The 24,645-nt window shown below is 70.4% G+C and carries 19 protein-coding genes; 4 read left to right on the forward strand and 15 right to left on the reverse strand.

The genetic code is table 11. The features are described from left to right. A partial coding sequence (locus ACHAAC_RS15680) for a hypothetical protein (protein WP_435717251.1) occupies window positions 1–2,108 on the forward strand: 2,108 nt, incomplete at its 5' end. Window positions 2,109–2,476: 368 nt separating this feature from the next. Further along, window positions 2,477–2,926, forward strand: a complete 450-nt coding sequence (locus ACHAAC_RS15685; protein ID WP_435717252.1) for a hypothetical protein — start codon at window positions 2,477–2,479, stop codon at window positions 2,924–2,926. A gap of 279 nt (window positions 2,927–3,205) precedes the next feature. Here ACHAAC_RS15685 and ACHAAC_RS15690 read toward each other — a convergent pair whose 3' ends face one another. The 5 genes from ACHAAC_RS15690 to ACHAAC_RS15710 are packed head-to-tail and all read right to left on the reverse strand — an operon-like array spanning window position 3,206 to window position 8,658. Continuing rightward, a complete protein-coding gene (locus ACHAAC_RS15690; protein WP_435717253.1) occupies window positions 3,206–4,315 on the reverse strand; it encodes a cysteine desulfurase family protein in 1,110 nt (369 codons plus the stop codon). Further along, the gene (nadC, locus tag ACHAAC_RS15695; protein ID WP_435717254.1) at window positions 4,312–5,172 is read right to left on the reverse strand and encodes a carboxylating nicotinate-nucleotide diphosphorylase; all 861 of its coding nucleotides are present in this window, start codon (window positions 5,170–5,172) and stop codon (window positions 4,312–4,314) included. The genes ACHAAC_RS15690 and nadC overlap by 4 nt, the downstream gene beginning before the upstream one ends. Next, the gene (nadB, locus tag ACHAAC_RS15700; protein WP_435717255.1) at window positions 5,169–6,671 is read right to left on the reverse strand and encodes an L-aspartate oxidase; all 1,503 of its coding nucleotides are present in this window, start codon (window positions 6,669–6,671) and stop codon (window positions 5,169–5,171) included. The genes nadC and nadB overlap by 4 nt, the downstream gene beginning before the upstream one ends. Beyond that, on the reverse strand, window positions 6,668–7,975 hold the full coding sequence (gene nadA, locus ACHAAC_RS15705; RefSeq protein ID WP_435717256.1) for a quinolinate synthase NadA: 1,308 nt from the start codon (window positions 7,973–7,975) through the stop codon (window positions 6,668–6,670). Before nadA ends, nadB begins: the two co-directional genes overlap by 4 nt. Beyond that, window positions 7,972–8,658, reverse strand: a complete 687-nt coding sequence (locus ACHAAC_RS15710) for an NUDIX hydrolase (RefSeq protein WP_435717257.1) — start codon at window positions 8,656–8,658, stop codon at window positions 7,972–7,974. Before ACHAAC_RS15710 ends, nadA begins: the two co-directional genes overlap by 4 nt. Window positions 8,659–8,869: 211 nt before the next feature. Between ACHAAC_RS15710 and ACHAAC_RS15715 the strand changes: the two genes are divergently transcribed. Then, complete coding sequence (locus tag ACHAAC_RS15715; protein WP_435717258.1) at window positions 8,870–9,097, forward strand: hypothetical protein; 228 nt, start codon at window positions 8,870–8,872, stop codon at window positions 9,095–9,097. A 178-nt stretch (window positions 9,098–9,275) separates the two neighbouring features. Here ACHAAC_RS15715 and ACHAAC_RS15720 read toward each other — a convergent pair whose 3' ends face one another. The 9 genes from ACHAAC_RS15720 to ACHAAC_RS15760 form a co-directional block, all read right to left on the reverse strand. Beyond that, window positions 9,276–12,716, reverse strand: a complete 3,441-nt coding sequence (locus ACHAAC_RS15720; RefSeq protein ID WP_435717259.1) for an error-prone DNA polymerase — start codon at window positions 12,714–12,716, stop codon at window positions 9,276–9,278. A 15-nt stretch (window positions 12,717–12,731) separates the two neighbouring features. After that, on the reverse strand, window positions 12,732–14,261 hold the full coding sequence (locus ACHAAC_RS15725) for a DNA polymerase Y family protein (protein WP_435717260.1): 1,530 nt from the start codon (window positions 14,259–14,261) through the stop codon (window positions 12,732–12,734). A gap of 22 nt (window positions 14,262–14,283) precedes the next feature. After that, window positions 14,284–15,009, reverse strand: coding sequence for a hypothetical protein (locus ACHAAC_RS15730; protein ID WP_435717261.1), 726 nt, complete (start codon window positions 15,007–15,009; stop codon window positions 14,284–14,286). A 44-nt stretch (window positions 15,010–15,053) separates the two neighbouring features. Beyond that, window positions 15,054–16,784: a dipeptide ABC transporter ATP-binding protein gene (locus ACHAAC_RS15735; RefSeq protein ID WP_435717262.1), complete on the reverse strand. Its 1,731-nt coding sequence runs from the start codon at window positions 16,782–16,784 to the stop codon at window positions 15,054–15,056. Then, entirely contained in the window at window positions 16,781–17,755 is a 975-nt protein-coding gene (locus tag ACHAAC_RS15740) for an ABC transporter permease (protein ID WP_435717263.1), read from the reverse strand. Before ACHAAC_RS15740 ends, ACHAAC_RS15735 begins: the two co-directional genes overlap by 4 nt. Then, the gene (locus ACHAAC_RS15745; RefSeq protein ID WP_435717264.1) at window positions 17,748–18,674 is read right to left on the reverse strand and encodes an ABC transporter permease; all 927 of its coding nucleotides are present in this window, start codon (window positions 18,672–18,674) and stop codon (window positions 17,748–17,750) included. The genes ACHAAC_RS15740 and ACHAAC_RS15745 overlap by 8 nt, the downstream gene beginning before the upstream one ends. A gap of 84 nt (window positions 18,675–18,758) precedes the next feature. Beyond that, window positions 18,759–20,348 carry a peptide ABC transporter substrate-binding protein gene (locus tag ACHAAC_RS15750; protein WP_435717265.1) on the reverse strand — a complete coding sequence of 530 codons (1,590 nt, stop codon included), beginning with the start codon at window positions 20,346–20,348 and terminating at the stop codon, window positions 18,759–18,761. Window positions 20,349–20,604: 256 nt separating this feature from the next. Beyond that, window positions 20,605–21,555 (reverse strand): electron transfer flavoprotein subunit alpha/FixB family protein, encoded by a 951-nt coding sequence (locus ACHAAC_RS15755; RefSeq protein WP_435717266.1) that lies wholly within the window; start codon window positions 21,553–21,555, stop codon window positions 20,605–20,607. 14 nt (window positions 21,556–21,569) lie between these two features. Next, window positions 21,570–22,352, reverse strand: coding sequence for an electron transfer flavoprotein subunit beta/FixA family protein (locus ACHAAC_RS15760; protein ID WP_435717267.1), 783 nt, complete (start codon window positions 22,350–22,352; stop codon window positions 21,570–21,572). A 193-nt stretch (window positions 22,353–22,545) separates the two neighbouring features. Here ACHAAC_RS15760 and ACHAAC_RS15765 point away from each other — a divergent pair, with 193 nt between their 5' ends. Next, the gene (locus ACHAAC_RS15765; protein WP_435717268.1) at window positions 22,546–23,271 is read left to right on the forward strand and encodes a class I SAM-dependent methyltransferase; all 726 of its coding nucleotides are present in this window, start codon (window positions 22,546–22,548) and stop codon (window positions 23,269–23,271) included. A 3-nt stretch (window positions 23,272–23,274) separates the two neighbouring features. Here the strand turns inward: ACHAAC_RS15765 and ACHAAC_RS15770 are convergent, their stop codons facing one another. Next, the gene (locus ACHAAC_RS15770) at window positions 23,275–24,582 is read right to left on the reverse strand and encodes a hypothetical protein (RefSeq protein WP_435717269.1); all 1,308 of its coding nucleotides are present in this window, start codon (window positions 24,580–24,582) and stop codon (window positions 23,275–23,277) included. Window positions 24,583–24,645 lie beyond the last annotated feature (63 nt).

The following is a 24,645-nucleotide window of genomic DNA, read 5'->3' on the forward strand; positions in this document are numbered from 1 at the left end:
ACATCGACCTCAGTCCGCAGGAGAAGTTCGAGGCCTACCAGGCAGCTGTCGAGAACGGCACCCTGCCCTCCGTCGAGGAGATGACCGAGACCGAACGTCAAGCGTTCCTGCAAGAGAACCCCGGCCTGCTCGAGGAGTGGATGCAGGTCGAGGAGCCCCCCGAAGAGCTCCAAGAGGTGATCGTTGGCCTCGCCCTGCCCGTGGTCGACGGCGACGACGCAGACGTCGACGCACAGCGCATCATCGATGAGCTCGGGAAGGACGGGCTGGACGGTCCGAACCCCAACACCATCCTCGATGCGTTGGACGATGTCGCCGGGATCAACGAGGGCCTTGCTCTCCTCACGCCGTGGGCGGCCCGCGAGGGCGTGAACCTGAACCACCGGGACCCCGAGGGAGCTCTGACCAACCCGTCCCTTCGGAACGCCCAGGACTACCTCAGCCGATTCTACGAGCAGACCTACCCCCACAAGGACGAGCTCGTCAAGCACATCAACGCCGATGGTCACGTGTGGACCACGACTGGCCCCCCCTCGGGCCAGGAGACCGTGAACGAGAGCGGCGGCTACTCCGAGGACGAACGCCAGAACCTGCTCAGCGGCTATGCCGATGGCTTGCTGAACCTGTCCAACCACGACGTCGGTGGAGGCTGGAACCAGCTGCCGGAGGCTGTCCGGGCCGACGCCCAGGAAGTCTTCTCCACCGAGCAGCAACGGCACGGCAGCGGCTTCTACTACACGCCGGTGGACAACGAAGGCTTTGCCTCATTGGCCGAGCTGCTCGGAAACAGCACGGTCGAGCCCGGCGACGGCCTCGCCAAGGAGATGGCCTCGACCTATGCGGCTTCTCTCCAGGCCCATGACGACTGGCAGGGGCAGCTCATCACCTCCGGCAGCTCCGATCTGGACTTCTCAGCCGTCGGTGCCAATGTGCTCGACATGGTGGGTCGGAACGAAGACGCCTCTCTTGAGCTCATCACCGGAGACACCGACGGCCTGCCCAGCCAGTACCCGGAGAACTTCAACGCGCTCATCTTCGACCAGCCCTGGGAGAACACCAGCGGCGACAACAGCGAGGAGGCGCGGGTCGCGTCGTTCTATGAGAACATCGCCGACTCGCACGAGACCAACACCGCTGCGTCCACGGCTGCCTTCAACGCCCTCAGCGAAGACCTCACGGACGTCACCGACGGCAACTTCCGGCACCTGATGGGTGAGGACGGCGACTCTGCTGCTCGTCGCAACACGCTGTTGACCCAGACCCTGACCGACGCGTTGGCGAACCACCTCGACACGTTCGCTGCCGAGCAGGGCAGCTCCGGAGCTGAGGGAAGTCCCTTGTCGGAGGCGGACAGGATCCGGCTGATGACCTTCATCGCCAGTGACTATGTCCCCAAGGGCAGCGAGAGCGACACCGATGAGCTGCAGCGGGGCGCCGCACGCCTGACGTCGTACATCGCTGCGTACCAGCAGGACAACATCGACAGCTGGGCGGAGAATCCGAACGGCGCCGGTCCTCGCGAGCTCGGCAGCGCCAACGGCCGCATCCAGGGCATGCTCGACGTCGCCCTGATCAACGAGGCACAGGAGCGCGACGTCAACCAGGACGGCTTGGAGGCCGAACGCATCAGGAACATCAAGATCGGCTACGGCGTCGTCTCGGGCCTTCTCTCACCGATTCCGAACTCCGGTCTGGTCACAGGCCCCGGCGGGGCCTTGTTGAACAACCTGCTCACCGAAGATCACATCCCCGCTCCCAACGCCGGGGTCTCGACCGACTGGCAGGCCGACGGTTCCCACATCACGGACGCGAACACGCGCTCCATGCTCGGCGCCCTCGTGGCGTCGGGCAGGATCGACGTCGACGATCTGCCATCGGTACTCGACGATCCTGGCGCCAGCAACGCGCAGGTCGCTGATGCCGCGGACGACCTGTTGACCTCCTACTTCGAAGATCATCCGCCGCACGACCCGACGTTCTACACCGACTTCAGCAACGAGATCGGGAGCGTCTACCGCGGCTTCGACGACACGTACTCCCTGCTCGGCATGAACGAGGAGGAGATGGAGGACTTCCTCGTGAGCGACTCCTGGGGACGGCCACGATGACCGCGCGATTCCTAACAGTCGGAATGGTCGGCCTCACGGCTGCACTTTGCCTGGGAGCGTGCGATGAGGGCGCTCCCACCGCTGAACCGTCCGAGACTTTCCAGCCGGCCACGTCAATCCCGCAGGGTCTCGGAGACTACTGCGAGGTCCAAGGGTGGCGGGCTCTGATCGACGACGGACAGGTCGGGATCGAGGACTTCCCCGACTGGGCCGATGGCACGGTGGTCGACGGCACTCCGCGCATCATCGACTTCAGCAGCGAGCCCGACGACGGACTCAGCGGCGCTGAACGACTCGATCGTCTTGACGCCGCGACATCATGGGGGGACGCCGAACAACCCGTCCCACGCTCGTATCGAGACGCCTGCATGAGTCTCACCTCTGACGCGGACATCGTCCGAACCCAGGGAGCCCTCGGGTTCGGAGCCGAACCCGGGCGCTCGACGCCCGAGGCTGCACCGAAGCATCCGGTGCCGTCGCTGGGAGAGGATCTGGGTGGCTACTGCCAGGTACAGAACCTGCGCGAGCTGCTCACGGAGGGCCGCTTCAGCGTGGACGATCTCCCCGACTCGGTCGACGACACCGAGGTCGACGGCTCACCGCGCATCATCGACTACACCGTCGCTCCCGGCTCGGTGCTGGGACACTACGCCCAGCTCGACGCCGTCGTGGACGCCGTCGCTCGGGTTGACGAACGGCTAGCGAGCACGCTCTGGACCGGCGACTCCGAGGACAAACTCCGCGAATGTGCCGCGTCCAGCACTGAACCCGACGTGCGACGCACCCAGGGCGACACCGGGTACGCAGCCGACCGCTGATCCCGGGAGGAACGGATGCTGCCTTCGACTCGCACGCTGAGGGCGGTCGGCCGCCCCCAACTCGACGCGGCGCTGCCCGTGTGTGTCGAAGCAGCTGAGGGTCCGTGACTCGACGGGGTCACCGTCCGGGGCGGCGTCGCTTTCGACGCAGACCACGACCCGGTCGTCGAGCTCGGCGGACTCGCTCATTCACGCCTTCACTCACCGCGACGGGTCCGAGCTCGTAGAAGCTGCGTGCCTGGGGCCCGTGCAGGGGCCCGTCGATCTTGGCGGGCCGGTCTACCCGGCCACGGATGCCAGGGCCGCGGCGGTCTCGGCTAGCTGCGTCTCGGCCACCCCTCGACCGAAGGTGAAGCGCACCGCCGTATGGGCCAGCTCCCGCTCCAGTCCCATCGCCGTGAGCACGTGGCTGGGCTCGTCGCTGCCGGCGTGGCAGGCCGAGCCGCTGGAGCACACGACGCCGCCGCGCTCGAGGTCGAGGAGGATGGACTCCCCCGACCGGCCGGGCAGCACGAACGAGGCGTGCCCGGCGAGGCGATGAGTGCGGTGCCCGGTCACTCGGGCCGAGGGCACGCCGTGGAGCACCTGGTCGATGAAGGCGTCGCGTCGTGCTGCGACCGCCTCCACGTCCGTCCTGTCGACGAGCCGCAGCGCGGCGGCCATGCCGACGGCGCCGGCCACGTTCTCGGTGCCGGAGCGCCGGCCCGACTCTTGCCCGCCCCCGTGCACGAGTGGCTCGAGCGGGACCCCGCGCCGCAGCCACAGGACGCCCACACCCTTGGGCGCGCCGAGCTTGTGGCCGGAGAGGCTCATCGCCGAGACCCCGAGCGTGCTCACGTCGAGGTCGAGCCACGCGGCCGACTGGACGGCATCGGTGTGGAACGGCACTCCCCGCTCAGTCGCGACCGCCGCCAGCTCCGCCACGGGCTGGATGGTGCCCACCTCGTTGTTGGCGTGCTGGATGCTGACGAGCGTCGTGTCCTCGCGCAGGGAGTCGGCCAGCGCGTCGGGGTGGACGAGGCCGTCGGCGTCGACAGGGAGCTCGGTGACGTCGTAGCCCATCCGCGCCAGCCAACGGGCCGACTCCAGGACTGCCAGGTGCTCCACCGCGCTGATGACGACGTGCCGGCCCCGAGGCTCGGCCAGGGCGATGCCCTTGACGGCGAGGTTGTCGGCCTCCGTGCCCCCCGAGGTGAACGTGACCTCCCCCGGGCGGGCGCCCAGGACGTCGGCGACCCCTCGGCGTGCGTCGGCCAGTGCTCGCTGCGCCGACTCCCCCATCTCGTGGTGGCTGGAGGGGTTGCCGAACTCCGGCCCCAGGTACGGGCCCATGGCCGCGAGCACGTCGCGCCGCACAGGGGTCGTCGCCGCCTCGTCGAGATAGATCACTGCGTCTGCCCGACAGCGATGTCGAGGCCCAGGTCGATCGCGGGCACCCCGTGGGTCAGGGCGCCGACGCTGATGACGTCGACCCCCGTCCGGGCCACGTCGCCGATGGTCTCCAGCGTGATGCCGCCGCTGGCCTCGACCATCGCCCGACCGGCGACGTGAGCGACCCCGGCGCGCAGGTCGGCGATAGAGAAGTTGTCCAGCATGATGGTGCCGACGACGCCCGAGTCCAGCACCGCGTCGATCTGCTCGAGCCGGTCCACCTCGACCTCGAGGTGGGTCGTGTGCGGGAGCCGATCGGCTGCGGTCCGCAGGGCGACCGTGACGTCGTCGACGAGGGCGAGGTGGTTGTCCTTGGCCATGACGGCGTCCGACAGCGAGAACCGGTGGTTGTGCCCGCCACCACAGCGCACGGCATGGCGCTCCAGCGCCCGGAGCCCGGGAGTGGTCTTGCGGGTGTCGACGACGCGGGTCGACGTGCCGGCCACGGCCTCGACGTACCGGGCGGTGAGCGTCGCGATGGCGCTCATCCGCTGCACCAGGTTGAGGGCGACCCGCTCGGCCTGCAGGACGGCACGGGCCGGACCGACGATCGACGCGAGCGCGTCCCCGACCTCGAAGCGGTCGCCGTCCGCAGCGTGCGCCGTGACCCGGACGGAGGCATCGAGGCTGGTCATGGCGACCTCGAGCACCTCCGTCCCCGCGAGCACCCCCTGCTCGCGGGCGACCAGGCGTGCTTCGGCGACCGCATCGGCGGGCACCAGGCTCTGGGACGTCAGGTCACCGAACGGCGCGTCCTCGGCGAGGGCGAGGTCCACCAAGCGCTGGATGTCGCGGCGGCTCAGCAGCCCGCTCATCGCAGCACCAGGCTGGAGTGACGTGCCGGCGAAGGACCAGGATCGGGGGCGTCGATGCGGAAGTGCCCTCCACGCGACTCCCGCCGAGCCAGTGCACTCGCGACGACCGCTCGTCCCACCAGCAGCAGGTTGGCGTCCTCGGCGGACTTCGCGTCGTCGACGGCCGGCATCGCCCACGAGGCGAGCTCGTGCGCTGCGGCATCGAGTCCGGCGCCGTCGCGCCGCAGGCCCGCGGCGTCCCACAGCAGCTGCTGCAGGTCGGCCCGGCTGGCCGAGATGCCGTATTCCACCGTCGCCATCGTGATCGGCTCCGCCCAGTCGGCTCCGAAGGCCTCCGGCTCGGCGGGGACGAGGGCGGCATCGACGACCCGCCGACCGAACACCGCCCCCTCGAGCAGGGAGTTGGACGCGAGCCGGTTGGCGCCGTGCAGACCGTTGCACGCCACCTCACCGACGGCGTACAGATCCGGCACCGAGGTCCGGCCCCACAGGTCGGTCCGGACCCCACCCATGAAGTAGTGCGCCGCCGGTGCGACGGGGATGGGCTCGGCCGCCCAGTCGAACCCTTGCGCGCGCACCGCGGCGTCGATCGTCGGGAAGCGCTCGGCCAGGAACTCCCGCCCCAGGGCTGTGGCGTCCAGGCGAACCGGCACGCCGCCCTGCGCCGCCATCTGGTGGGTGATGCCCCGGGCGACGACGTCACGGGGTGCCAGCTCTGCGTCGGGATGGAGGTGCTTCATGAAGCGGTCACCGTCGGCATCGACGAGGACCGCGCCCTCCCCGCGCACCGCCTCGGACACGAGGTGGTTCCCCGGTGCGGCCAGGGAGGTCGGATGGAACTGGTAGAACTCCAGGTCGGCGGCCACGGCTCCCGCCCGCAACGCCATCGCCAGGCCGTCGCCGGTGGCGACCGTCGGGTTGGTCGTGCACGGATACAGCTGGCCCGCTCCCCCGGTGGACAGCACCACCGCGTCGGCGGACAGCACCGACCTGTCGAGCAGCCGCACGCCGCAGGCCCGTCCGTCCTGAAGGACGACGTCCAGGGCGGTGGTCTCCTCCAGCACCGTGACGTCGGAGGCGAGCAGCCGGGTGATGAGTGCCCCCGCGATGGCCGCCCCGGTGGCGTCACCCCCGGCGTGCAGGATGCGCTCGGCAGAGTGCGCGGCCTCCAGTCCTCGGGCCAGCTCGCCCGCCTCGACGTCGAAGAGCACACCACGTCGGATGAGGTCGGCGGCAGCGTCGGGCCCCTCGCCGCACAGCACCCGGACCGCCTCGTCGTCGGAGAGACCGGCGCCGGCGGCCAGCGTGTCGGCGACGTGGGAGGCGACGGAGTCCTCCGGCGACGTCACGACGGCCACCCCGCCCTGGGCGTACCAGGTGTTGCTCTCGCGGAGGCCGGACTTGGTGACCAGCGTGACCTGCACACCCGGGCGCGCAGCGGCGTCCAGGGCCGCGGTCAGGCCGGCCACGCCGCTGCCGATGATCGCGACGTGCGTCATCGGTCAACCTCGTGCTGCGCGACCTTCGGGAGGGCCGCGAGCATCCGCTCCAGGGCCACCTTCGCGTCCGAGGCGACGGCGTCGGGGACGACGATCTCGTTGCGCACCTCGCCCTCGACGAGTCCGTCCAGCGTCCAGGCGAGGTACCCGGGGTGGATCCGGTACATCGTCGAGCACGGGCAGATCACCGGGTCGAGGCAGAAGATGATGCGATCGGGGTACTGCGCCGCGAGCCGGTTGACCAGGTTGATCTCGGTGCCGATGGCGATGACGTCACCGGGCGAGGCGGCCGCGACGAACTTCTGGATCGCGTCGGTGGAGCCGGAGGCATCGGCCGCGTCGACCACCGGCATCGGCGACTCCGGGTGCACGATGACCTTGCAGCCGGGGTGCTCGGCGCGGGCCTGCTCGACCTGGGCCACGGTGAAGCGCTTGTGCACCGAGCAGAACCCCGGCCACAGCAGCACCCTCGCGTCGAGCAGCTCCTGCCGCTCCAGACCGAGACCCGGCTTGCGGGCGTTCACCATCGGCATCTGCTCCAGCGGCACGCCCATCGCCTTGGCGGTGTTGCGGCCCAGGTGCTGGTCCGGGAAGAACAGCACCCGGCGCCCCCGCTCGAAGGCCCACTCCAGCACGGTGGCGGCATTGCTGGAGGTGCAGACGATGCCACCGTGACGCCCGCAGAACGCCTTCAGCGCGGCGGAGGAGTTCATGTAGGTGACGGGGATGACCGACGCGAGCTCGTTCCCGTCGTCATCGAGGACGGTCTCGTCGGCGTAGGCCTGCGTCAGCTGCTCCCACGCGGTCTCGACGGAGTCCTCGTCGGCCATGTCCGCCATCGAGCACCCGGCCGCGAGGTTCGGCAGCACGACGTGCTGCTCGGGACGAGCCAGGATGTCGGCGGTCTCGGCCATGAAGTGCACGCCGCAGAAGACGATCGTCTCGGCCTCGGGCCGGGTCAGCGCGGCGTTGGCGAGCTGGAAGGAGTCTCCGACGAAGTCGGCGTGCTGCACGACCTCGTCGCGCTGGTAGAAGTGGCCGAGGATGACGAGCCGGCTGCCAAGCGTCTCCTTGGCGGCCAGGATCCGCTCGTGCAGCTCATCCTCGCTCATCCGCTGGTAGGTCACCGGGAGCTGGCCCGGCCGCACGACGGGGTCGGGGATGACGTCGTCCTCGGAGGCGCCGGGTCCGTACCCGGGCACGAGGTCGAAGATCGACGGGTGCTCGGCGAGGTCGGTGTCGCACGTCTGTGCGGGGGCGGCGACGACGGCGTCGTTGACCGAGGCGACAGTGGGGGTGCTCATCGCTTCTTCTCCTCTGGACGGGCCGCGCGGTACAGCGCGGGAGGTCGGTGGCTGGTGCCGGTGAGGTGCGTACCGGTGGGCATGACGGTCCCTCCGGCGATCACCTGACGTCGGAAGTTGGCGGGGTCGAGGCAGCGCCCGCAGACGGCCTCGTGGACGCCTCGCAGCTCGGCGAGGGTGAACTCTGCGGGCAGGAACGCCAGGGCGATCGGGGAGTAGGTGATCTTGGCTCGCAGCCGGCCCAGTGCGTAACGGACGATGTCGTTGTGGTCGAAGGCCAGCTCGGGCACCTCGTCGGCCACGAACCACTCGACGTTCGGCCCGTTGGTCGCGGCATCGTCCTCGTCGGCCCGCACGAGGGTCCAGTAGACGATGGAGACGACACGATCGGCCGGGGAGCGGTCCACGGCCCCGAAGGAGTACAGCTGCTCCAGGTAGGCCGACTCCAGGCCGGTCGTGGCCTGCAGAGTCTGCCGGGCCGAGGCGGCGAGGTCCTGGTGCGCCTCGAGCGGACCGCCGGGGAGGGCCCAACGCCCGTCGTACGGCTCGCGGATGCGGCGCACGAGCGGGAGCCACAGCGTCATCGCGCCGGAGGCGGGGTGCGGACGCAACGCGAACACGACGGTCGAGACCGCGAGCGAGACCTGCCCGCTCATGACGCCCGTCTCCAGTGCCGTCGACATCGCCCACCTCCTTAAGGTATTTCTGACTCTAACCAGCACTTCTGGTCACGTCAACCCTAAGTCGATGACGATCTCCACTCGTGAACCGGCGTGACTCCGCCCACCGGCCGACCTCGCTGGGCGTCGGGGCGGGCCGTGGCCACCCGGCTCGGACGCGGACGGTCGAGGCCTGCGTTACGGTGGTGAGATCGGAACGACGGAGGGGGCACCGATGGTCCGGGAGTTCGCTGACCATGCGAGCGTCCACGGGGGTCTCTCCGCAGACCTGATCCGGGACGTCGCCTCCGACCTGCGACGGCACACGGCCGAGGTCATCACCCTCGCGGAGGGTGCGGAGGACGACCCTCGCCTCGAGGCAGACCTGGAGCAGCTCGCCCACCACATCGAGGCGTGCACCACGATGATCTACGAGATCTGCCAGCACCGACGGGCCAGCTGAGCCGCTCAGCCGTGCGACGGTGCCGTCCCGGCCGGTCCAGCCCGCACGGTTGGTCATCACTGACGAGAGACTTCTCCAGCAGTGGCGAGAGACTTTTCCGAGGTAGGGACGGTCACGGCCCGGGAGAACTCTCTCCTCGGGCTGGAGAGCTCTCTCCTCAGGCTGGAGAAGTCTCTCGTCACTGGAAGTCGCGGGAGCGGTGCCGGCCCGGGAGGGCGCCGGCCGCCCGGGGATAGAGCGACTCGATCGGGTCCACCCGCTCGGCGACGAGGTTGGTGGCGCCCTCGACGTTCTCCACGACACCGCGCACCACCAGGCCCGACGCATTGCGCAGGACCCGGCGGTACCGCTCCCACACCCCGGCGAACACCACGACGTTGAGCATCCCCGTCTCGTCCTCGAGGTTGAGGAACGTGACACCGGAGGCGGTGTAGGGGCGCTGGCGGTGCGTCACCAGGCCGGCCACGCGGATCCGCCGACCGGACTCGTGCCTCGTGCAGTCGTCGACCGACAGCACCCCCTCCCCCTGCAGCAGCGTCCTCAGGTGGGCGATCGGGTGACCCTCGGGCGAGATCCGCGTGGCCCACAGGTCGGCCACCGTGTGCTCGACGTCGCTCATGCCCGGCAGCGTCGGCGCAGCGACGTCGACGGCCGTGCCCTCCAACCGGTCCTCGGCGTCGCCGTACCCCGCGTTCCACAGCGCCTGGCGCCGTGACAACCCGAAGACGTCGAACGCCCCCGCCGTGGCCAACGACTCCATCTGGGCGACGTCCAGCCCGGTGCGTCGCACGACGTCGGCCATCGAGGTGAACGCACGCTCAGCCCGGGCCGCGACGATGCGCTCGGCGTCGGGCTCCCCGACGCCCTGCACCTGGGTGAGCCCCAGCCGGACCGCGTGGTTCCCGTCGCGACGATGCTCGGCCAGACCGTGGTCGGCCTCGGGATCGAACTCCCCGGAAGGCGGCTGCTCGCGCTCGCAGCACGACGTCAGGCCGGTGCCTTGCGCCGCCCTGCCCCCTGACCCGGCGGCGTCCAGCGGCTCCAGGTCGGTGTCCACGGGCGAGGCAGCGATGCACGGGCGGCGGACCTCGACGCCGTGGCGCCGGGCGTCGGCGGTGAGCGACTGCGGGGAGTAGAAGCCCATCGGCTGCGAGCGCAGCAGCGCCGCCAGGAAGGCAGCCGGGAAGTGCAGCTTGAGCCACGAGCTCGCGTACACGAGCAGGCCGAAGCTCAGGGCGTGGCTCTCGGCGAAGCCGAAGTTCGCGAACGCCTGGATCTTGGCGTAGATGGCGTCAGCCGCCTCCCCCACGATGCCGTTGCCCTCCATCCCGGCGTACAACGTCTCGCGCAGCTTCTCGATCCGCTCCACCCCTCGCTTGGAGCCCATCGCCCGCCGCAGCAGGTCGGCGTCGTCACCGGTGCACTCGCCCACCGCCATGGCGATCTGCATGAGCTGCTCCTGGAACAGCGGCACCCCCAGCGTGCGCTCCAGCACCGGCACGAGCTTGGGGTGCAGGTACGTGATCGGCTCCCGGCCCAGCTTGCGCCGGATGTAGGGGTGCACCGCACCGCCCTGGATGGGTCCCGGTCGGATGAGCGCGATCTCGATGACGAGGTCGTAGAAGCGCCGCGGCCTGAGCCTGGGGAGCGTGCCGATCTGGGCGCGGCTCTCCACCTGGAAGACACCCACCGAGTCGGCCTTGCACAGCATGTCGAAGACCGCCGGCTCCTGTGCCGGGATGCTCGCCAGGTCCCAGCGCTCCCCCACTCGTTCGGCGGCGAGATCGAAGGTCTGCTGGATGGCGCCGAGCATCCCGAGGCCGAGCAGGTCGAACTTGACCAGGCCCATCCACGCGCAGTCGTCCTTGTCCCACTGCAGCACGGTGCGCCGCTCCATCCGGGCCCGCTCGATCGGCACCACCTCGCCCACCGGTCGCTCGGTCAGCACCATGCCGCCGGAGTGGATGCCCAGGTGCCGCGGTGTCTTCAGCAGCTGTGACGCGAGGTCCACCACGAGCGGGGGGATCTCGCTGTCGCGGGTCTCGACGGCGTGCCAGGACTCGATGCCCTTGCTCCACGCGTCCTGCTGCCCGACCGAGTGGCCGAGCGCCTTGGCGACGTCGCGCACCGCCGACTTGGGCTGGTAGCTGATGACGTTGGCCACCTGGGCGGCGTTGCGACGGCCGTAGGTGTCATAGACCCACTGGATGATCTCCTCGCGGCGCCCGGAGTCGAAGTCGACGTCGATGTCCGGCTCCTCGTCGCGCGTGGCCGAGAGGAAGCGCTCGAACGGCAGGTCGTAGCGGATGGAGTCGATCGCCGTGATGCGCAGGGCGTAGCAGACCGCCGAGTTGGCGGCCGATCCGCGACCCTGGCACAGGATGCCGCGGCGCCTCGCCTCGGCGACGATGTCGTGGACGATGAGGAAGTAGCCCGCGAAGCCCTTGGCCTCGATGACGGCGAGCTCACGCTCCAGCCGCACCTGCGCAGCCGCGCGGTCGTGCCCGTACATCTCGTCGGCACCGCGGCGCACGAGCTCACGCAACCAGCTCATCGGCGTGTGCTCGTCCGGCACGTTGTTGAGCGGGAGCCGTGGTGTGGCCCGGCGCAGGTCGAAGGCCACGTCCGTCGCGATCTGCACCGACCGCCCCACTGCGCCGGGATACCGCTCGAACCGTGCCTGCATCTCCTGCCCCGAGCGCAGGCATGCCTGGGCCCCGGCCGCCAACCACCCGTCCATCTGTGCGAGCGAGCGACGCGCCCGCACCGCGGCCATGACCTGGGCGAGGCGCAGCCTGGCAGGGGTGGCGGCGTGCACGTTGCCGGTGGCTACGACGGGCAGGCCGTGCTGGGCCGCCACGGCGGCGAGCGCGTCGTTGACCACGGAGTCGGTGGGCTGGCGATGATCGATCAGCTCGACGTCGACGTGGTCGGCACCGAAGAGGTCGGTCAGTCGCACGAGCGCCCGCCCGAGAGCCTCGCGGCCACCGGTGGCGAGCGCCTGCCGGGCCAGCCCCTTGCGGCACCCGGTGAGGACGTGCCAGTGCCCACGACCGAGCTCCGCGAGCCGCTCGAGGTCGTAGACCGGGCGCCCCTTCTCATCGCCGGCCAGCTGCGCCTCGGTGATGGCCCCGGCGAGACGGTGGTAGCCCTCGACCCCGCGGGCGAGCACCAGCAGGTGGCTGCCCTCGGGGTCGGGAACACCCTGCTGCGGTCCGCTCAGGCCCAGGGAGAGCTCAGCACCGAACACCGTCGCCAGCCCCGGATGCTCCTGCGCCGCCTCGGCGAAGCGAGCCGCGCCGTAGAACCCGTCGTGGTCGGTGATCGCGACGGCCTCGAGGCCGAGGGTCACCGCCTGCTCCACCAGCGCCTCGGGCGAGCTGGCGCCGTCCAAGAAGCTGAAGTCGCTGTGGCAGTGCAGCTCGGCGTACGGGACGGTGCCCCGCGACGGTGCGACGGCCGTGTCTGCCGGGGGCACGTACCGCGGGCGCTTGCGGCTGAAGGCCGGTCCGTCTCCCCCATCAGGGAATCGGCCGTCCCTGGGCAGCGAGTGCGTCGGCCGACCCGAGAGCCTGGCCTCCAGCTCTCGCCACGGCACGTCGGGGTTGTTCCACCCCACGACTAGTCCCGCAGCTCAGTCATAGCGGGCCTCGGTCCACCATCGGCCGTCCTCGACGACCATGAGCCACGCCGTGCCGTCGACGCCGACCACCTGGAAGCGGGCGATCCGCCGCGCCGCGCCCTCGTCCCACCAGCGCTCGTCCACCGGCCAGGGGCCGGCCCATGACGCCACGGGCTGCCAGTCCGTGCCCTCGTCGGCCCGCACGCGGGCCGGTGCGCAGCTGATCGCTCCGCGACCGTCCACCCCCACGACCTGCCCATGGGCCCCCAGCACGGAGGCGACCCGAGGCTCGGGGTAGACCGTGGCCGGCGCCGGTGGCGGGATGCTCCCCGGCCACGGCGACTCGACCGGGCGGACGTCCACCGCGCGCTCCCCCCAGGGCGTCAGGGCCCGCCGCGCCGCCGGTGAGCGGCCGCCCTGCACCTGCGCCGCCACGACCCCCTCGTGGCCGAGCATGCCCTGGACCCGTGCCACCACGTGCTCCACCCGGTCATCGGGCCGCGGCCCGAACAGCGGGTCCGCATGCTCGGCCAACGGCTCCACGACCTCCGGGACGAGGCGGACACCGTCGATGCCCAGCGCCACCCCTGCCCGGCCACCGGGGCCGACACCGCCCTCCAGCTGCCAGCGGACCCGGTCGACGAGGTCGGTCGCGCCGAACCAGCGCGGGTGCAGCCACGTGCGCGAGGACGCGACGGAGCCGTCGACATCGGCCTCGATGCGCACACCGGTGCACACCAGGGCGTGGTCGGCCAGCCGTCGCACGAACTCCTCCGCCGTCGTGCGCACGCTGAACGCGATGGGCTCAACCGTCTCCAGCGGCGGCTCGAAGACCACCTGGGCCTGCAGCTCCGGTGGCACCTCACGGCGTCCGACCGGCTGAGGGTCCTGGCCGGAGGCGAACCGGTGCAGCAGGGCACCGTGCCGGCCGAACCGGGTGAGCACGTCGGAGGCACCCAGGGCGGCGAACCGGCCGACCGTCGTCAGGCCCAGCCGGCGCAGCAGGGCGACGGTCTCGACGTCGTCCAGCACCTCGACCGGCAGGTCGGCCAGGAACGCCGCCGCCTGCCCCTCGGGCACCACGAGGCAGTCCTGGGCCGTGGCACGACGCGCCGCCTGCTCGGCGGCGAAGAGCGTGTCGGCCACCCCGAGGCGGACGTCCCAGACCCCCAGGCCGACCAGCCGCTCGGCAAGGACGGCCGCCGCCTCGGCCTCGCCACCGTAGAAGCGACTGGGCACCCGCAAGGCGCACAGGCCCGGCCGCAGGGGCGCCACCCCGGGGCTGAGCTCCTCGATGGCGACGAGGACCTCCTCGAAGGCCCGCGCGTCGACCTCGGGCCGATGGTCGGCCAGCACGAGGTCCGGACAACGGGACTGGGCATCACGCCGACGCATCCCCCGCCGCACCCCTTCGGCCCGCGCACCCGGCGAGCAGGCCAGCACCGCGCCCTGCGCCAGCACCGCAGCCGCGGACCCGGGCGGAAGGTCGGCCAGCACCGCCACGACCGGCCAGTCCGGACACCACACCACCAGCGTGCGCATCACGCGCTCCGCACTGCACACATCAGGCGCTCCGCACGGGGGCAGGAACGTCGTCCACGGCGTCCTCACCGGTCTGCACGACCGCCCGCACGGTGAGGTCGGGCGCCGGCAGCCACAGGGAGCGGGTGCGCCCCGGGGCGTCGCCCCGCCGCACCGACACCGTGGCCCGCCGGGCCTGCAGGTGCCCCGCGCCCTGCTCCAGACCAGCCCATCGGACGTCCGACAGGCTCAGCCGGGCGTCGCAGCCCGGCCACGATCCCCACGGCACCAGGACCGAGCCGCGCGTGCGCAGGCGTGCCGCGAGACGGGAGGCGTCCCCGGACGAGACAGGGCGCTGCGGACGCACCACCACCAGGGCGAGCACGTCGGCCAGGGCAGCGGTGACCTCCAGGAGGCGATCGCCCGGGTCCGGGACCACGATGGTGCGGGTGGGGTCGACCCCCATCGCGACGGCTGCCTCCACCCCGAGGTCGCGCACGCCCACGATGCCGCACCAGGCCCCCCGTGCCGACGGGCCGGCCATGAGCAGCAGGGCCAGGCTCGCGGAGTCGACGCCGTAGACGCCTCCGGCCCGCACGTCCAGCAGGCCCTGCAGCCCGGGGTGGACGGGCACCGGCTCGGCGGCTGGCCGACCCTGGAGCCGATCCACCTGACGGCGCAGGTCGGCGACCACCTCCAGCACGGGCCGCGCCCCGCCACCCTCGGTGCCGCTCTGGGCCGAGGAGCCGGACGACGGTGAGGCGAGCATTCACCCATGATCGAACACCTGTTCGAACATGTCAATCGAGCATGTCAGCCCTGGTCGCCGGACTCCACCACTCCGAACGGGATGGATCCACCGGGGATCGCGTCCAGAAGCCGGCGCGTGTAGTCCTCCTGCGGGTGGTCGAAGACCGCCGTGACACTGGCCTGCTCCACGACCTTGCCCTCCTGCATCACCAGCACGTGGTCGGCGATCTGGCGGACCACGGCGAGGTCGTGGGTGATGAACAGGTAGCTCAGGCCCAGCTCCGCCTGCAGGTCGTTGAGCAGGGTCAGGATCTGGGCCTGGACCAGGACGTCGAGGGCCGAGACGGCCTCGTCGCAGATCACCACCTCCGGATCGAGAGCCAGGGCGCGCGCGATGGCGACACGCTGGCGCTGGCCGCCGGAGAGCTCGCTGGGGTAGCGCCGCATGACCGAGGCCGGCAGCGAGACCTTCTCCAGCAGGTCACGAATCGCGGTCTCCCGCTCCTTGGCGGTGCCGATGCCGTGGGTGCGCAGCGGCTCCTCGATCGAGCGATAGATGGAGAACATCGGATCCAGCGAGGCATAGGGGTTCTGGAAGACCGGCTGCATCTGACGGCGCATCGCCAGCTGCTGCTGCTTGGACGTCATCGTGGTGATGTCGACGCCGTCGAACTCCACCGAGCCGCTGGTGGCGTCGAGCAGACCGAGCACCATGCGGGCGACCGTCGACTTGCCCGAGCCGGACTCTCCCACGATCGCGGTGGTCGTGCCCCGCTCCAGGGAGAAGCTGACGTCGTCGACCGCCGTGAAGCTGATCGACGATCCGGGACGGCTGCCGCGAAGGGTGAAGACCTTGGTGAGGTTCTTGGCCTCGACGATGGTGCTGCGCCCCTGCCCGAACTCCTCCTCGTGCGTGGCGACCTGGGCAGCGACCTCCTCGGCGGCCAGCACGGCCTGCTCGCGCACCTCGGCACGAGCAGTCGTGGACGACAGCCGCTGGGAGGCCAACGACGGCGCCGAGCTCACCAGTCGATGGGTGTAGGGGTGCTGCGGGCTCTGCAGGATGTCCATCGCCGGCCCGGACTCCACGATCTGGCCCTTGTACATCACCACGAGGTGGTCGGCCCGCTCCGCAGCCAGGCCCAGGTCGTGGGTGATGAGCAGGACGGCGAAGCCGAGCTCGTCGGTGAGCCGGTCGAGGTGGTCCAGGATCTGCTTCTGGACGGTCACGTCAAGGGCCGACGTCGGCTCGTCGGCGATCAGGAGCTTCGGTCGGGCGGCCAGGCCCATCGCGATGAGCGCACGTTGCCTCATGCCGCCGGAGAACTCGTGCGGGAACTGTCGGGCGCGCCGCTCGGCGTCGGGCAGCCCGGCCTCCTCGAGCAGCTCGACGACGCGGGCGTCGGCGTCCTTGCCCTTGGCCATCCCGTTGGCCTCCAGGGACTCCTTGATCTGCTTGCCGACCCGGATCAGGGGGTTGAGGTTGGACATCGGGTCCTGGGGAACGAGCCCGATCGAGGACCCGCGCAACGCCAGGATGTCGGACTGCTTGGCCCCGGCGACGTCGACGCCCTCGAAGAGGATCTCTCCGCCGGTGATCCGGCCGCTCCCTGGAAGCAGGTCGATGATGGCGTGCGCGGTCGTGGACTTGCCCGAGCCGGACTCCCCCACGATGGCGACGGTCTGGCCGGGGTAGACGACCAGGTTCGCACCCCGGACGGCAGGAATGACCTCCTTGCCGCGGGCGAAGCCGACGTGCAGGTCCTTGACCTGGAGCAGAGGGGTGGGACTCACTCGCTCCTCCTCTTGGGGTTGAGGGCGTCACTGACGGCATCGCCCAGCAGGATGAAGCCGAGTGCGGTGAACGCCAAGGCGCCAGCGGGCCAGAACATGACCCCCATGCGCTGGCCGGAACGGACCTGGATCTGTGCTGCGGAGATGTCGTTGCCCCACGACACGACCCCGAACGGCAGGCCGATCCCGAGGAAGGACAACGTCGCCTCGGCCACGATGTAGATGCCGAGCGAGATGGTGCCGGTCACGATCACCGGCGCCAAGGAGTTGGGGACGACGTGCCGCATGAGGTTGCGACGCGGCGTCGCCCCGATCGCCCGGGCGGCGTCGATGAATTCCAGGTTCTTGACCTCCAGGACCGCACCGCGCGCGATGCGGGTCATCTGCGGCCACCCGAAGGCACCGAGCGCGACCACCACCGCTCCGATCGCCGCCCAGTATCCGCGATCGGGAAAGAGGTTGTTGATCACCGACAGCCCGACGAGCGCGCCCAGCAGCAGCGGGATGGCGAAGAAGATGTCAGCCAGACGGGAGATGACCGTGTCCGTGAAGCCGCCGTAGAACCCGGCGACGGCGCCGCTGACCAGCCCGACGACGATCACCACGAGCGTGCACAGGAAGCCCACGAGCACCGAGGCGCGAGCGCCGTACACGGTGCGGGAGAAGACGTCGTACCCCTGCTTGTTGAAGCCGGCGACGTGGCCGTCGCTCGGGCCCTCCAGGCTGCGGGACAGGTCGGCGCGGGTCGGGTCGATGTCGGTGATCAGCCCCGGGGCGATCACCATGAAGGCCACGACCGCGAGGATCACCGCGGACACCCAGAAGATCCAGTTGCGACGCAGCTGCTTCCAGGCCTCCTTCCACTGGCTCTCCGGCGGGCGGGAGGTGTCGACGGTCCCGGTCTCGTGCAGGGGTGTCTCGTCGAGCGGTGCGACGAAGCGCTCCTGGCCGGGCAGCACGGTCTCAGACATATCGGATCCTCGGGTCGAGCACGGCGTAGAGGAGGTCGACCAGCAGGCTCATCACGATGTAGATGAGCACCATCACGGTGACCACGGAGACGACGGTGGAACCCTCGCCACGGTTGATCGCCTGGTAGGCGAGGTTGCCGATCCCCGGGATGTTGAAGATGCCCTCGGTGACGATGGCCCCGGCCATCAGGGTGCCGAGGTCAGCTCCCAGGTAGGTGGTGACGGGGATGAGGGAGTTGCGCAGCACGTGGCGTCGGTTGACGGCGCCGTTGCTGAGGCCCTTGGCCCGGGCGGTGCGCACGTGGTCGGCGGTGAGGTTCTCCACCACCGACGTGCGGGTCAGGCGCAAGATGTAGGCGAAGGAGACCAGCCCCAGGACGATGGCAGGGAGGATGAGCTTGCCGATGGAGGCGTCGCCCCCGACCGTGACCGGCGCCCATCCGAGCTGTACGCCGAAGATCAGCTGCATGAGAAAGCCGAACACGAAGATCGGGACCGCGATCACGAGCAGGGAGACGACCAGCATCGTGGAGTCGAAGATCTTGCCCTTGCGCAGACCGGCGTAGAAGCCGGCCGCGATGCCGAGCACCGACTCGAAGACCAAGGCCAGCAGGGCCAGCTTGAAGGTCACCGGGAAGGCCTCCGCGACCAGCTCGGTGACGGGACGTCCGGAGTAGGAGACACCGAAGTCACCCGTCACGGCGCCCTGGAGGTACAGCAACCACTGGACGAGGAACGGCTTGTCCAGGTTGTACTGGGCCGCGATCTGGGCGCGGACCTCCTCCGAGACCGGCTTCTCCCCGAAGAGCGCGACGATCGGGTCGCCGGGCTGGAGGAAGACGAGTCCGTAGATCAGCAGGGTGGAGCCGAGCAGGACGGGAATGGCCTGCAGGGCCCGTCGGCCGATGTACCACCACATGGATGTGCCTCCTGGTTGGAGCGCCGCTCACAGCGAAGTGGGGCAGTACCGCACGGTACTGCCCCACTCCACGTGGGGATCTGACTACTTGGTGACGTTCTGGAGCTCGGGCTTGTTCTGCCAGTTGAACTCCACGTTCTCCACGCCGTCAGCCGCGGCGGCCGCGATGCTCTGGTTCCACAGCGGGATGGCCGGCAGGTCCTCGAAGAGGATCGCCTGAGCATCGGCGAGGAGCTGGTAGCGCTCCTCCTCGTCCTGAGCACCGGCGGCGCTCTGGATGGTCTCGTCGAACTCCTCGTTGCTGTAGTCGCCGTCGTTGGAACCGGCGCCGGTACCGAAGATCGGTCCGAGGTAGTTGTAGATCGACGGGTAGTCGGGCTGCCAGCCGGTACGGAAGGCCGTGCCGATCGAACGGTCCGTGACCTTCTCGCGCAGCTCCGCGAACGTCGCGTAGGCCTGCGGCTCGGCGTCGATGTCCAGCGTGTTGTTGATCTGGTTCACCGCCGCCTCGACCCACTCCTTGTTGCCGGGGCCGTCACCGTTGTAGGCCAGGACGAACTCGCCGTCGAACTCGGCGATCTCGTTGGCCTGGTCCCACAGGTCCTGCGCCTCCTCGGCGTCGAACTGCAGGACGTCCGCACCCTCGATGTCCTCGGTGTAGCCGGGCATCAGCGGTGAGCTGAAGTCGGTGGACGGGATGTTGGCGCCATCGAAGATCGCATCGCAGATCTCCTCGCGGTTGATCGCCCGCGAGATGGCCTGACGACGCAGCTTGCCCTCGTCGTTCTCGCCGAAGCCGGGCAGCGAGGAGGGGATGGTGATGGTGCTGTTGACCGACCCGGGCTGGCTGATCGCCTGGATGGAGTCATCGTCCTCATAGGTGGTCAGCGCGCTCGGCGGCACGTCGTCCAGGACGTCGAGGTTGCCGGCCTGGACGTCGGAGAAGGCCGAGTCCGGGTCGGTGTAGAACTTCAGCGTGACACCGCCGTTCATCGCCGGGCGGTTGCCGTCATAGCTGTCGTTCGGCAGCAGGCGCGCCTCGGAGTTGTCGTCGAGCCCGTCGAGCGTGTAGGGGCCGTTGCCGATCGGCGCGTCACCGAAGGCCTCCATGTCCTCGAAGGCTGACTCCGGGAGCGGGAAGTACGCCGAGTAGCCCAGACGGCCCGGGAAGTCGGCCTCGGCCTGCTTCAGGGTGATCGTGAAGGACGTGTCGTCGACAACCTCCAGGCCGGAGATCTCCTCGCCGCCGCCGTCGATGGTTCCGTCGGCGGTGGTGCCCTCGATGGGGTAGAAGAAGTACGCCGAGAGCTGCTCGTTCTCGGGGTTCGCGCCGTAGTTCCAAGCGTCGACGAAGGAGTCGGCCGTGACGGCGGTGCCGTCGGAGAACTCCCAGCCCTCGTTGAGCGTGACCGTCCAGGTCTGGTTGTCCTCGGACTCGATGGACTCGGCGACCTCGAGCTCGGTCTCGCCATCCACCGTGTAGGAGATGAGGCCGGCGAAGACGAGGTCCACGATGTTGCCGCCGCCCACCTCGTTGGTGTTCGTCGGGATCAGCGGGTTCTGGGGCTGGACGCTGTAGGACGTGATGACGGCGTCGGTGCTGCCGCCCCCATCGCCGTCGTCACCCCCGCCACACGCGGCCAGCACGAGGCTGCCCGCGGCGACCAGTGCCACACTCGCGAGACGGTTACGCCGAGTGAGTCGCATTGAATCCTCCTGTGAAGTACGGGCACGCAGGCGCGTGCGCTCACCATTGCTATCACCGGGCAGGCGGCCGGGGGTAGTGCGAAGGGACTACTTAATCAAAGTGTCACCGTCCCCACGGGCCACGGCGCCCTGGCCCGAGATGGAGCCGCGCATGGTCCCGACGGCCCACACGTACCAGGCCCCCGGACCGTTGGTCCGGGGGCCTGGTGCGAGCGTTCGGGGCTCAGCCCTTGCGCTTGACGACACCTTCGGTGGCCTGCGGGAGGACCGCCTTGAGGTCGCCCACGACGCCGAAGTCGACGAGCTCGAAGATCGGCGCCTCGTCGTCCTTGTTGACCGCGACGATCGTCTTGGACGTCTGCATGCCGGCCCGGTGCTGGATCGCCCCGGAGATGCCGTTGGCGACGTACAGCTGCGGCGAGACCGTCTTGCCGGTCTGCCCGACCTGGAAGGAGTGCGGGTACCAGCCGGAGTCCACCGCCGCACGGGAGGCGCCGACGGCCGCACCGAGGCTGTCGGCGAACGCCTCGACCTCGCTGAAGTCGCCGCCGGTGCCACGGCCACCGGAGACCACGATGGCGGCCTCGGTCAGCTCAGGGCGTCCGGAGGCGGCCTTCTCCTTGCTGGAGACGATCTTGGCCCCCTTGGCGGCGTCGGTGACCTCGACGCTGACGGCCTCGACCGCGCCGGCGCCCGCGGATGCCTCGGGCGTGGCGGAGTTGGGCTTGACGCAGATGACCGGAGCGCCCTGGGTGGCGGTGGCCTTGACGGTGTAGCCGCCGGCGAAGACCGACTGCGTCGTGGTGATCGTCCCACCATCGACCGCGACGTCCACGGCGTCGGTGATCAGACCGGCCTCGGTCTTGAGCGCGACCCGGGCGGCGATCTCCTTGCCCTCACCACCGGAGACGACCAGGACGGCCGCCGGCGAGGTGTCGGCGACGATCTTGGCGAGCGCCTCGGCCTTGGGGGCCACGAGGTACTCCGCGTAGACGGCGTCGTCGAGCTGGTAGACCTTCTCGGCGCCGTGCTCGGACAGGGCGGAGGGAACCTCGCCGCCGCCGAAGTAGACGGCCGACGGCTCACCGATCGAGCGGGCGATCGTGAGGAGCTCGAGCGTGGGCTTGGTGACGGTGCCGTCGACGTGGTCGACGAGCACGATGACTTCGGACATCTCGGTGCTCCTTCTCAGACGAACTTCTTGGAGGCGAGGAACTCGACGAGCTTGGCGCCGCCGTCTCCCTCGTCGGTGACGATCTCGCCGGCGGTGCGCGGCGGGCGGGCCTCGAAGGCCTCGACCTTCGTCCAGGCGGCGTCCAGGCCGACGTCGGAGGCGTCCACGCCGAGGTCGGACAGGTCCCACTCCTCGACCGGCTTCTTCTTGGCGGCCATGATGCCCTTGAAGGACGGGTAGCGGGCCTCACCGGTCTGGTCGGTCACGCTCACCACGAGCTTGCCGCTGCCGGTGATCTCCTGCGTGGCGGTGTCACCGTCACGCCGGATCGTGACGGAGTCCCCGTCGACCGTGATCTCCGAGCCCAGCGTCACCGCGGGCAGCCCGAGGCGCTCGGCCACGAGCGTGGGCACGACTCCCATCGAGCCGTCGGTGGAGGCCATGCCGAAGAACACCATGTCGTAGTCGAGCTTCTCGATGGCCTTGGCCAGCACCAGCGAGGTGCCGAAGGCGTCGGAGCCGGCGATGGCGTCGTCCTCGACGTGCACGCCCTTGTCGGCGCCCATCTGCAGGGCCTTGCGCACGGCGTCGGCGGCGTCGGCGGGGCCGACCGTGATGACGGTGACCTCACCCTCACCGGCCTCGACGACCTGCAGCGCCTGCTCGACCGCGTACTCGTCGAGCTCGGACAGCAGCCCGTCGACGTTCTCGCGATCGACCGTGTTGTCCGATGATTCGAAGGTGCGGTCGGCCGTGGCATCCGGCACGTACTTCACCGCGACGACGATGTTGGTCACGAGGACCCTCCTGTGGTCGGGGGCGCGACGACTCTCGCCGCGAAGACTTGGGGTGGGATCCACTGTCCCACGCAGGTGACGTGGGGGGTGAGGGGACCCTTCCCGCTGCTGCCATGTTACCGACGCGTAACGAATCCGGCGACCGTGGCACCACATGGGCTGGGTCACACCCGGTGCCGGGTACGCTCCCCCGATGACCGATCCCGGACCGCAGATGGTCATCACCGGTGAGCGGACTGTGCCGGGCATCTGGCACGAGAACTACTGGTTCCGCCGGCACGAGGTGGCCTATGAGCACCTCGTCGACCTGGTGGACGGGCTGCACGTCCTCGAGGCCGGGTGCGGCGAGGGATACGGGGCCCACCTGATGGCGCGCCCCGCGGCCTCGGTCCACGCCCTCGACCACGATGCCTACGCCACCGGGCACGTACGTCAGGCCTACCCGGGCGTGCCCGTGCTGCGCGGCAACCTCGTCGCCCTGCCGATGGCCGATGGTTCCTACGACGCCGTGGTGAGCCTGCAGACGATCGAGCACCTGTGGAACCAGCCCGCGTTCCTCGCCGAGTGCGTCCGCGTCCTGCGGCCCGGCGGCCTGCTCGTGGTCAGCACACCCAACACACTGACCTTCCCGCCCGGCAACATCTACCACCCCAAGGAGCTCGAGCCCGACGAGCTGCACGCACTGGTGTCGGACGTCGCCGACGTGGAGCAGCTGCTCGGGCTGCACCACGGCACCCGGCTGAAGCAGTGGGAGCAGGAGCACGGGGATCTCGTCCGGGCCCAGATCGCCTCGGACCCCGACGGGTGGCCCCGAGAGGTCGCCGCGATCGTCCGCTCGGTGACGACGGCCGACTTCGTGCTCGCGGCCGACGACCCGACCGGCAGCCTCGACCTCGTGGTGACCGCCCGTCGTCCCTGAGCCTCAGCGTCGGGCGAGGGTCCGGACCACCTTCGGGATGCCGAACGCGAGCGCGAGGTACAGCAGCGAGCCGATGCCGTAGGCGGCGAAGGCGTTCTTCAGGTCGGCCTCCGGACCGGTGAGCGTCACGATGCCGCCGACAGGCGCGCTCAGCGCGTCACCGGCCGAGAACAGGGTGCTCGCGGAGCCACCCTCGGAGATCCCGGCACCGAGCAGCAGTGCTGCGACGGCCAGCAGGACCGAGGCCACGAAGGCGACCACCGCGAGCACGTTCGCCGTCGTCACCACGACGGCCCGCCACGACGGCGCCGAGCGCTCGCGCGGCACCGAGGGCGGCTCCGGGACGTCGACGTCGTGGTCGGCTCGAGTGCGCGGCTGGTCGCCCGACCTGCGAGCGGCCTTGGCGGCCTTGGCACCCAACGCCTCACGGCGTCGCGCCAGCCGCTCCGCGGCCTGCTGACGACGCCGGACCACCGGGTCGTCGGGATCCTCCACCACGCTGTCCTGCTCAGCGGTGTCCTGCCCGTCAGGCTGCTCACTCGGCGCGATCGCGGCCGGCGGGGTCGTGCTCGCGACCTCGTCCTCGCTCCTTCGCTCCGCGAGGCTCTCGTCCGGATCCTGCGACTCGTCGTCCAGGGGGGTCTGCGACTCGAGCTCGTCCGGTTCAGGAGCTGCTGGCCCGACGCCCTCGGTCAACGCCTGCTCCACCGCCTCCTGCTCGGGATCGCGGCTGGGCAACGGGGAGCTCGGTGGGTCCACCTGGGTGCGGGCGACGGCGCCCGGCACGGCAGCGAGCGCGGCCACGGCAGCGGCCTTCTCCCGCTCGCGACGACGAGCCCGCTCCTGCGCCTGGTCGCTCTCGACCTGCATGCGCTCCCGCTCGGCCCGATCAGCCTCCTCGCGGATGCTCCAGTCCTCGTCCGGTTCCGTCTGGACGTCCGCCCGAGCGGACTCCTCCTTCTCGCGGCGAGCCTCCTCCTTGGCCTCGGCCTTCTCGCGGCGAGCCTCCTCCTTGGCCTCGGCGCGCTGGGCCCGGGCCACGGAGCGAGCGTGCGCCCGCTCCGCCTTGGCCGCGGCCTTGGCCTCGGCCCGCTGGGCCCGGGCACGCCGCTTGGCGTCGGCCCGGTCGACGTGCTCCGCGGTCTCGGACGCCGGCGTCCCGGCACCCTCGGTGGCGGTGTACGCGGTCTCGATTGCCTTCTCCCGAGGCTTGTCAGGAGCCGGACGCGACTCGTCGTCCTCGGAGGACTGGGCCGAAGAGGACTGGGCCGGGCCGACGGCACCGGGAAGGGCGTCGTCGTAGGACATCATGGCGCTCAGTCCCGTGGTGGAACCCGGCCCGTCGTCACCACCAGTGCCGTCAGTGCTCTCGGT

The sequence above is a fragment of the Aeromicrobium sp. CF4.19 genome (assembly GCF_051262555.1).
Classification (GTDB): Bacteria; Actinomycetota; Actinomycetes; order Propionibacteriales; family Nocardioidaceae; genus Aeromicrobium.